Consider the following 10,048-nt stretch of genomic DNA (forward strand, 5'->3'; position numbering starts at 1 on the left):
TTCTCACAGCGGCCAGCCGCCTTCTATTTCCCGCCGCCGCACCAGATCTCGTCACTGCACATAGCCGACGGGCTGGCCGGTGACGGGGTGCGCGAACACGCCCATCTCCACGCCGAAAATGCCTTTCAGAACATCGCTGCGCATGATCTCGCCGGGTGTGCCGCGCGTCAGCAGCTTGCCGTCCTTGAGCGCGATCAGTTCGTCGCAGTAGCGCGCCGCCATGTTGGGATCGTGCAGCACGACGACGACACATAGGTCGCGTTTGCGGCTGAGTTCCTTGACCAGCCCGAGCACCTCGACCTGATGGGCGATGTCGAGTGCCGAGATCGGCTCGTCGAGCAGCATGACGCCGGCGTTCTGCGCCACCAGCATGGCGAGCCAGGCGCGCTGGCGCTCGCCGCCCGACAATTCGTCCACCAGCCGGTCGGCAAAACCTTCCATGTCGGTCAGGGCCAGCGCCTCCTCGACATGCTGCCTGTCCTGCGCGCGGAAACGGCCAAGCGCGCCGTGCCAGGGATAGCGTCCCAACGTCGCCAGTTCGCGCACGGTCAGGCCGGTCGCCGCCGGCGTCGTCTGCGGCAGATAGGCAAGCGCGCGGGCAAATTCGCGGGCGCCCCATTGCGGCAGCGGACGCTTGGCGAAAGTGATGGCGCCTGAACTCGCCGGCTGCTGGCGCGCCATGAGCTTGATCAGCGTCGACTTGCCCGAACCATTGTGGCCGATCAGCCCATAGACGCGCGAGCGCTCCAGTTCGAGCGAGACCGGACCGAGCAGCGTCCGCTCGCCGACGGCAAAGCGCACCGCGTCGATATGGAAGGCAGTCTGGGCATCAATTCCAGCCATGCTCATGGCTTTTCTCCAGTGCGGCCGCCCGCATTTCCAGATTCCGGCTTTCGACGGCTCATGCCCGGTTGACTATGAAACATGACCTTACTAGTCAACATTGAAGATGACTGCAACGATCAACAAATCGTCGCGACCGGCAATATCGACATGAAATTTGGAAAAGGGGGCGCAGGATGATCTCGGGACGTGGACTGATTTGGCAGGACCGGATGGCGCGAAAGCGCCTGCTGATCGCAGCGGTGTCGGTGCCGGCCCTGCTTGGCTGCGGCCATGCACTGGCCCAGGAGACGGTCACCACCACCCTGGACCCGATCAACGTCCAGGAACGTGTCGAAAGCGCCTTCGGGCCGGTCAAGGGCTACGTGGCCACCAAGGGCTCCACCGGCACCAAGACCGACACGCCGCTGATCGAGACGCCCCAGTCGATATCGGTGATCACCAAGGACCAGATGGAAGCACAGGCGATCGACAACCTCGGCGGCGTTCTGCGCTACACGCCCGGCGCCACCGGCGATCTCTACGGCACCGACAATCGCGGCCTCGGCCTGCAGTTGCGCGGCATTTCGAACGCCAACGGCGTCTTCTACAGGGACGGGCTGCAGCTTAAGGAGAGCAATTTCACCCTGTTCACCGCACTCGATTCCTATGGCGCGGAACGCTACGAGGTGCTGCGCGGACCAGCGTCGGTGCTCTACGGCCAGGCTAGCCCCGGCGGCATCATCAACTATGTCAGCAAGCGGCCGACCGAGGAAAACCTGCGCGAGATCGAACTCGGTGGCGGCAGCTTCAATCGCTATGAAGGCAAGTTCGATTTCAGCGGTGCCGTGAACGCCGACAAGTCGCTGCTGTTTCGCCTCACCGGTGCCGCTCACATGGGCGACACGCAGACCGATTTCGTCAAGGACGATCGCATCTTCATCGCGCCGGCGATCACCTGGCAGCCCGATGCCGACACCAGCCTGACCATCCTCGCCAACTATCAGCGCGACCGCTCGGGATGGGCGATGCAGTACCTGCCTGCCTACGGCACGGTCATACCGGGCAAGGACGGCAAGTACCTGCCGAACAGCATGTTCGTCGGCGAACCCGGCTTCGATTCCTACGACACCGACCAGGCCTCGATCGGCTACGAATTCGATCACCGTTTCAACGAAACCTGGCAGGTGCGACAGCATGCCCGCTACGTCCACCTCACTCACACCGAGGAGGGCGTCTTTGGTGGCGGACTGACGGACTCGAACGGCCTGGAACCTTCAAGCGGCGACTACTACCGTTACGCAGATGCCGGCGGCACCAAACTCAGCGGCGTCACCATCGACAACCAGGCACAAGCCGATTTCGGCACCGGGCCGCTTGCCCACACGCTGCTCGTCGGCCTCGACTACAAACGCTACACTTACCGCGACTATGCCTCGGAAGGGACCGTCGAGGACGGTTTCAACATCTTCGATCCGGTTTACGGGTACCCGATCACCGATCTGACGCCCTACACCGATACCGACACCACCCAGCAGCAGGTCGGTCTCTATGCCCAGGACCAGGTCAAGTTCGGCAACTGGCGGCTGACCCTTGGCGGCCGCCAGGATTGGTCGGACGCCAAGGTCTACGACAATCTGGCCGGCGGCTACATTCCCGAGCAGAAGGACAACGCCTTCACCAGCCGGGCGGGGCTCGTCTATCTCGCCGACAACGGGCTTGCGCCCTATGTCAGCTACTCCGAATCGTTCCAGCCGGTGGCCGGCGCCGACAGCGACGGCAATCTGTTCGTGCCCGAGACCGGCAGGCAGTACGAGATCGGGCTGAAGTACCAGCCGACCGGCTGGAATTCCTTCATTACGGCATCGGTTTTCGACCTGACCCGACAGAATGTCGTGCGTTCCGGTAATGAGGGCTCGCCCAACGATCTGTTCCAGACCGGTGAGATCCGTTCGCGCGGCGTGGAACTCGAGGCCGTTGCCAGCCTCGATTCCGGCTTCGACCTGAGAGCGGCCTACACCTATCTCGACACGAAGATCACCAGGGCGACCGCTGTCGAAGACGTCAACGGCGTCTGGGTCAGCAACGAGGGCAACACGCCCTTCGGCGTGCCGGCCCATTCCGCATCGCTTTGGGCCAATTACACCTTCATGAGCGGCAAGCTCGAAGGTCTCGGCCTGGGCGCCGGTGTCCGTTATGTCGGCTCGACCTATGGCGACGACGCCAACAGCTTCAAGGTTCCGTCGGTCGTGCTCGCCGACGCGGCGGTGCATTACGCCTGGCAGAACGCCACGCTCAGCCTCAATGCCAGCAATCTGTTCGACAAACGCTACGTCGCCTCCTGCTTCTCCTCGGGCTTCGGCTGCTTCTACGGCGAGGGCCGCAGGATCAACGGTTCGGTGAAATACACATGGTAGAAGCAATGTGGCGGGCCGGCCCAAAATGGCGGCGCTGACACGGCGCCAGTACCTTGCCGGCCTCGCCGCGACCGGTCTCGCTTTGCCGGGCGGCACGGCACGCGCGGCACCTGCCCGCGTCGTCTGCCTGGAATGGACATCGGCCGAACTGGTGGTCTCGCTCGGCCTGTCGCCGCTCGCCGTCGGCGACACCAGGGGTTATGGCGACTGGGTCCAGGGCCCGGCGCTGCCGCAGGCCACCATCGACCTGGGGTCGCGCAGCGAGCCCAATCTCGAACTGCTTCGGGAATTGCGGCCCGACCTGATCGTCGGCGCCTATGGCTATGGCTTGGACGAGAACAGCTTCACCAGATTGGCGCCGACCTTCAATGTGCCGTTCTACAGCGGCAAGGCTCCACCTTACGCGCAGGCGCAGCAGGTGACGCTGCAGCTTGGCAACATGCTTGGCCGTGGGACGGAAGCAGAAAACCTTGTCGGGCGCATCGAAGCCTCTATCGCCCAAGCGCGTGCCAGGCTGGAGCGGGCGGTGCAAAAACCGGTCTGCGTCGTCAGCATGTTCGACGATCGCCATGTCCGCGTCTACGGCGCCGGCAGCCTGCTGCAGGACGTCCTCGACCGACTCGGCCTCGTCAACGCCTGGACCGGCGCCACCAATGAATGGGGTTTTTCGACGGTCGGCATCGAGGAACTGGTCGCCGTCGGCGAGGCGCAACTGATCTCGCTCGATCCGATCCCGCCGCACGTCAGGATCAGGATCGCCCGCAACTCGCTCTGGGCCAACCTGCCCTGCGTCCGGAACGGCCAGGTGCGGACCATTCCGCCGGTCTGGCCGTTCGGCGGTCTCACTGCCGCCGGGCGTTTCGCCGAATTCATGGCAGCGGCATGATCGCTCAGGCAATGTCCCTGCCGCGACAGCGCGACGGCATCGGCGCGCTCATCCTGCTGGTTGCCGTGCCCGCGGGTCTGGCGCTGATGCTGACCGTCTTCGATCTCATCCATGTTCTGCCGACGCACCTGTGGTGGCAGGCGCTCACCGCCCCCGACACATCCGATCCAGTGCAGTTGCTGTATCGCTATGCTTTCCTGCCACGTGTCGCCGTCAGCGTGCTGGCCGGCGCGGCGCTCGGTCTCGCCGGTGTGGTCATGCAGCATGTGCTGCGCAACCCGCTGGCCGAGCCGACCACGATCGGCACCAATGCCGGAGCAAGCCTCGCTTTGGCGGCCGCCACCCTCTACGCACCATGGCTGCTGGAAGGCGGCCGTGAAGGGGTGGCGCTGGCTGGCGGCGCTCTCGCCACATCAGCCGTTTTCGCACTGGCGCGCGGGCGCAGCTTTTCGCCAGTGTCGATCATCATCGCCGGCCTCGTCGTCAGCCTCACTTTCGGTTCGGCCGGCGCGCTGCTGATGGCGCTCAACCGCGAATACACCGAGGAGCTGTTCATCTGGCAGAGCGGCTCGCTGGTGCAGAATGGCGATGCGGCCGTCGTTGCTCTGGCGCCGTGGCTGCTGGCCGGCATCTGCGCCGCGTTCCTGCTCTGGCGACCGCTACGCCTGCTCGATCTCAGCGACGACGGCGCGGCATCGCTCGGCACCCGCCCGGCCGTCATCCGCCTTGCCGGCATGGCTGTCGCCGTCTCGCTTGGCGCGTTGGTCGTCGCCGAGGTCGGCGTCATCGGGTTCGTGGCGCTCGCTGCCCCGGCGCTGGCGCGGCTGGCCGGAGCGCGCACGCTTGGCCGCCGCCTGGTCTGGTCGCCGCTGGTCGGCGGCGCCCTGCTCTGGCTCACCGACCGTCTGGTGCAGCATCTGCCGTTCGCCGGCGAAATCCCCGCCGGCGCCGCGACCGCTTTGCTCGGCGCGCCGCTGCTGCTGTTCCTGTTGCCGCGAATGCGAACCACCCCCGAAAGGCAGGCCGACATGATGTCGTCCGTACGCCTGCCGACAAACGGCCTGCCGTTGATCGCCGGCCTGCTGGCGCTCATCCTCGCGGTTGTCGTCGCAATGGGCTTTGGCCGTGGTGCAGGCGGCTGGCACTGGATCGCATCCGAGGATTTGACCGAGCTGCTTGCCCTGCGCGCGCCTCGCGTCGTCGTCGCCCTGTCGGCGGGCGTCCTGCTCGCGGTCGCTGGCACGCTGATGCAGCGCATGACCGGCAACCCGATGGCAGCACCCGAAGTGCTCGGCATTTCCGGCGGCGCCTCTTTCGGCGTGCTGGCGCTGCTGTTGCTCAGCGACGGCTTCGACCGCGCGGCAATGCTCGGCGCCGCACTCGCGGGCGCCTTGCTGGCGCTGACGATCGTCGTACTGGTCGGGCGGCGCAATGCACTGTCGCCGGCGCGGCTGCTGCTTGCCGGCGTCGCCGTGGCGACGGTCGCGTCGGCCTTCGCCGCGCTGCTTCTGGCCAGCGGCGATCCGCGCACGGGCTTCCTGCTCGCCTGGCTATCGGGATCGACCTATCGCGCAACGCCCAATGATGCCTTCACTGCCGCTGCGGTCGCGGTCGCCGTCCTCGCGCTGGCGCCGCTGACGGCGCGCTGGCTCGATATAGTGCCGCTCGGCGAAACTGCCGCGCGTGGCCTTGGCCTGCGGCTTGGACGGGTTCGCGCCATTCTGCTGGCACTTACCGCGCTGGCCACCGCAACCGCGACATTGGTCATCGGCCCGCTGAGCTTCGTCGGCCTGATGGCGCCGCATCTCGCGCGCATGCTCGGCTTCCGCCGTGCCGTGCCGCAGCTTCTGGCCTCGGCCATGACAGGCGGGCTGATCCTCGTTGCCGCCGACTGGGCAGGCCGGACGCTGATCTTTCCCTGGCAGGTGCCGGCCGGGCTCATCGCCGCCTTCGTCGGCGGCCCCTATTTCATGGCGCTGATGTGGAAAAGCAGGCAATGAAGTCGGCCCTGGCATATTGCCGGCCCTACCCTGCCGATTGTAGGCAGCGCCCATCGATGGCGGCCGGTGCCCTCGCCGCGTCCATCAAGACAGCTTGCGGTTCACCTCGATGATCAGACGTTTCCTGTCCTATTACGCGCCCTGGAAGGGGCTGTTCGCGCTCGACTTCTCCTGCGCGGTGCTGGCCGGCCTGCTCGAACTCGGCTTTCCCATGGCGGTCCGCACCTTCGTCGACCAGCTCCTGCCACGGCAGGACTGGACGCTGATCATCATCGCCTCGGCTGGGCTGCTGGTAATCTATCTGCTCAACACGGTGCTGATGGCGGTCGTCACCTATTGGGGCCACATGCTTGGCATCAACATCGAGACCGAGATGCGGCGCAAGAGCTTCGATCATCTGCAGAAACTGTCGTTCCGCTTCTACGACAACCACAAGACCGGCCATCTCGTCGGTCGCGTCACCAAGGATCTCGAGGAGATCGGCGAGATCGCGCATCATGGCCCCGAGGACCTGTTCATCGCCATCATGACGTTCGCCGGCGCCTTCGTGCTGATGTTCACGGTCAACATGCATCTGGCGCTGATCACGGCGGTGATCGTGCCTCTGATCGCCTGGGTGACGATGCGCTACGGCGACCGCATGGAGCGCAACTGGCAGGCGCTCTACCGGCGTGTCGGCGATTTCAACGTCCGCATCGAGGAGAATGTCGGCGGCATGCGCGTCGTCCAGGCCTTCGCCAACGAGGAGCATGAGCGCACGCTGTTCGCGCATGACAACCAGCGCTACCGCCAGACCAAGCTCGACGCCTACCGCATCATGTCGGCCAGCAATTCGCTGAACTACATGGGCATAAGGCTGATCCAGCTCGTGGTCATGATTGCCGGCAGCTACCTCGTCATCACGGGAGGCCTGAGCAATGGCGGCTTCGTCGGCTTCCTGCTTTTGGTCGGCGTCTTCGTGCGGCCGATCGAGAAGATCAATTCGGTGATCGAGACCTATCCAAAAGGCATTGCCGGCTTCCGCCGCTACACAGAGTTGCTCGACACCGAACCCGACATCGCCGACCGGCCCGGTGCCGTTACCGCCAGCGGCCTCAAGGGCTCCATCGAATATCGCGGTGTGAGCTTCGGCTACGGCGACGGCAAGCCGGTGCTGAAGGATAGCGATCTCACCATCCGCGCCGGCGAAACCATCGCCTTCGTCGGGCCGTCAGGTGCCGGCAAGACCACCATATGCTCGCTGCTGCCGCGGTTCTACGAAGTCAGCGCCGGGCGGATCAGCATCGACGGCATCGATATCAGGGACATGACGCTCGCTTCGCTGCGCGGCCAGATCGGCATCGTCCAACAGGATGTCTTCCTGTTCGGCGGCTCGATCCGCGAAAACATTGCCTATGGCCGTCTCGGCGCCTCCGACGGCGCCATCGCCGATGCCGCGCGGCGGGCGCAGCTCGACGGCATGATATCAGGCCTGCCGGCCGGTTACGACACGATCATCGGCGAGCGCGGCGTAAAACTGTCCGGCGGCCAGAAGCAGCGGCTGGCGATTGCCCGTATGTTCTTGAAGAACCCGCCGATCCTGATCCTCGACGAGGCGACGTCGGCGCTCGACACCGAGACCGAGCGCGAAATCCAGAAGTCGCTGGCCGAACTTGCCGAGGGCCGAACCACGCTGGTCATCGCACACCGGCTGGCAACGATCCGCGGCGCCGACCGCATCGTCGTCGTCTCGGAGTCGGGCGTCGTCGAGCAGGGGTCGCACAGCGAACTGATCCGTGCCGGCGGAATCTATCGACGCCTGCACGACGCCCAGCATCTGGTGTCATCGCGTTGATCCACTATGGTAGCGGCCAAAGCAGGGAGCGCCCGGATGATCAAGGCAACGCCCTTCGACTTTCCCTTTGACGGCAGGCTGGTGGCCGAAAACACCGCGCTGATCGTCATCGACCTGCAGCAGGATTTCCTGTCGACGACGGGCTACTTCGCCAGGCAGGGCTATGACCCGTCGCCTCTGAGGGCGATCCTGCCGACGGTGAGCCGGCTGATCGCGGCCGCGCGCAAGGCCGGCGTCAGGGTCATCCATACCAGGCAGGGCTATAGGGCCGACATGGCCGATATGACGCCTTACGAAAAATGGCGCCGCAAGCGCTCCGGTCTCGACGGCACCGATATCCTGCTGCGCTCGGGCACGGGGTTCCAGATCGTTCCGGAGATCGACGTGGCACCGCAGGACATCATCGTCGACAAGACCTGCAACAGCGCCTTCATTTATACGGATTTCGAGCTTGTGCTCCGCGCGCAAGGCATCACGCATCTCATGTTTTCCGGATGCACGACGGATGTCTGCGTCCACACCACGCTGCGCGAAGCCTGCGACCGCAACTTTCAATGCCTGACGATTTCCGACGCCTGCGCCAGCGGCGACAAACAAGCCCACGAGGCCGCGCTTCATATGGTGACGGTCGAAGATGGCGTCTTCGGCGCGCTGGCGGATTCGGGCGCTGTCATTGAAGGCCTGTCGCGGCTTGGCGACAGGCCAGAGGCAACAAAAGGCTGAAGGAGTTCAGCCCGTTGCGCGCGTCTCCAATCCTGCACGAGACGCATATGCCCCAGGCTGGAATGCCTCGTGTTCGCGACGCGCCAGCGAATTGCGCAGCAGGGCGATCGTTTCCCGGCCGAGCGTTGCGATCTCGCGTGGCGTGTCGACACCGACAATCATGAATTCATCGATCCCGAGGGCTGCATAGGCAAGCAGCGACAGGGCGGCCTGGGCTGGCGGCCCGGCAACATCGACCGCCTTGTGACCGGAGGCGGAAGCACCCTGGTGAATCCCGACCGGAAGCGCGAAGCGCAGCTTGCCGGCCCGGCCATGTTCGGCGGCGGAGCGGCGCACCCGCTCCATCAATTGCCGGATCTCGTCGATCGAGCCCGGCGCCAGTTCAAAGACATCGGCATGTCGGCCGGCCACCTTGAGCGCCGTTCCGGACTGCCCGCCCATGCGGATGACCAGGTCGGCGCCGTGCGGTCCCTTGCGCGGCACGTAGCCGCCCTTGATGCTGTAGAACGTTCCTTCGTGGTCGAAGGGCCGGTCGTTCGACCACAGCCGCTTCAGCAGCACCAGATATTCGTCTATTCGCTGCCAGATGACGGTGTGCCCGACCGGCCGTGTTTCGGCGTCGGCATCGCTCAGCGGCTCGCTGATCATTCTCAGCGCCAGGCGTCCGCCGCTTTGCCTGTCGATCGACGCCAGTTGGCGGGCCGCCACAGTCGGTTCGACCACGCCCGCCCAATGGGTGAGCACGACTTCCAGCGACGAGGTGCGATCGAGCACCTGGGCCGCAAGATCCATGTTGGTCAGCAGTCCGGCCGAATCGTCGACGACGATCTTGCGGAAGCCGCCGTCCTCAATCAGCCCGAGCTTGGTCGCGGTCTCGGCAAAGTCGTAGAAAAAAGGAACCGCGGCATCGGCGGTCTTGCCGGGAATATGCGTGAACTCGATCGGCATTGCCATGTCCTCCGTGGTGTCGGGCGCGCGAAAGCACGCCGAGGATTCGGTTCATTCAACTCCAATTGCCTGTAAGTGGTGGGGCAGCTAACCCCGGTCGATCTGACGACTCAGGGAATAAGACCCAGAACAACGGCCCCGGTGAACACGAACGCAAGGGCAAAGACGAGATAGGCGAAAGCCCCGGCATAGGCCGGGCGGAAGGTCTGGGCATTGGCCGCCCGCTGACCACTGCGATCCGTCTGGGCGTTCTGGATATAGGACATATCGACCTCCGTCTCGTCGGTTAATCTATAAAACTTGTAGACTTTGTCGATTGCTATTTTTCGGTCAAATCTAGAATAATTTTCTCTTATGTGATGGGAAGTTGGTAGCCACTTGCTTACAGGGGCACTCGGGCGGCCGATCCGTATGGCGC

Annotated in this window: 8 protein-coding genes; 5 read left to right on the forward strand and 3 right to left on the reverse strand. The window is 64.7% G+C overall.

The genetic code is table 11. The annotated features are described in order from the left end of the window. Positions 1-51: 51 nt before the first annotated feature. Positions 52-843 (reverse strand): ATP-binding cassette domain-containing protein, encoded by a 792-nt coding sequence (locus tag EN932_RS19610; RefSeq protein ID WP_164753497.1) that lies wholly within the window; start codon positions 841-843, stop codon positions 52-54. A 212-nt stretch (positions 844-1,055) separates the two neighbouring features. On the opposite strand from EN932_RS19610, the gene EN932_RS19615 reads away from it, so the two are divergent. The 5 genes from EN932_RS19615 to EN932_RS19635 all read left to right on the forward strand — a co-directional run bounded on the left by EN932_RS19615 (position 1,056) and on the right by EN932_RS19635 (position 8,682). Beyond that, on the forward strand, positions 1,056-3,239 hold the full coding sequence (locus tag EN932_RS19615) for a TonB-dependent siderophore receptor (protein ID WP_245460888.1): 2,184 nt from the start codon (positions 1,056-1,058) through the stop codon (positions 3,237-3,239). A gap of 25 nt (positions 3,240-3,264) precedes the next feature. Next, on the forward strand, positions 3,265-4,125 hold the full coding sequence (locus EN932_RS19620) for an ABC transporter substrate-binding protein (protein WP_127368171.1): 861 nt from the start codon (positions 3,265-3,267) through the stop codon (positions 4,123-4,125). Next, positions 4,122-6,125, forward strand: a complete 2,004-nt coding sequence (fhuB, locus tag EN932_RS19625; protein WP_127388332.1) for a Fe(3+)-hydroxamate ABC transporter permease FhuB — start codon at positions 4,122-4,124, stop codon at positions 6,123-6,125. The genes EN932_RS19620 and fhuB overlap by 4 nt, the downstream gene beginning before the upstream one ends. A 109-nt stretch (positions 6,126-6,234) precedes the next feature. Next, positions 6,235-7,959 (forward strand): ABC transporter ATP-binding protein, encoded by a 1,725-nt coding sequence (locus tag EN932_RS19630; protein WP_128368988.1) that lies wholly within the window; start codon positions 6,235-6,237, stop codon positions 7,957-7,959. Between the two features lie 36 nt (positions 7,960-7,995). Then, a complete protein-coding gene (locus tag EN932_RS19635) occupies positions 7,996-8,682 on the forward strand; it encodes an isochorismatase family cysteine hydrolase (RefSeq protein ID WP_127369481.1) in 687 nt (228 codons plus the stop codon). A 6-nt stretch (positions 8,683-8,688) separates the two neighbouring features. On the opposite strand, the gene EN932_RS19640 is transcribed toward EN932_RS19635, so the two are convergent. Beyond that, on the reverse strand, positions 8,689-9,630 hold the full coding sequence (locus EN932_RS19640) for an LLM class flavin-dependent oxidoreductase (protein ID WP_013528961.1): 942 nt from the start codon (positions 9,628-9,630) through the stop codon (positions 8,689-8,691). A gap of 110 nt (positions 9,631-9,740) precedes the next feature. Next, positions 9,741-10,048: hypothetical protein (locus EN932_RS38420; RefSeq protein WP_206618946.1), on the reverse strand; the 308-nt coding region annotated here is incomplete at its 5' end.

The organism is Mesorhizobium sp. M7A.F.Ca.US.002.01.1.1 (assembly GCF_004022955.1).
Taxonomy (GTDB): Bacteria; Pseudomonadota; Alphaproteobacteria; order Rhizobiales; family Rhizobiaceae; genus Mesorhizobium; species Mesorhizobium ciceri.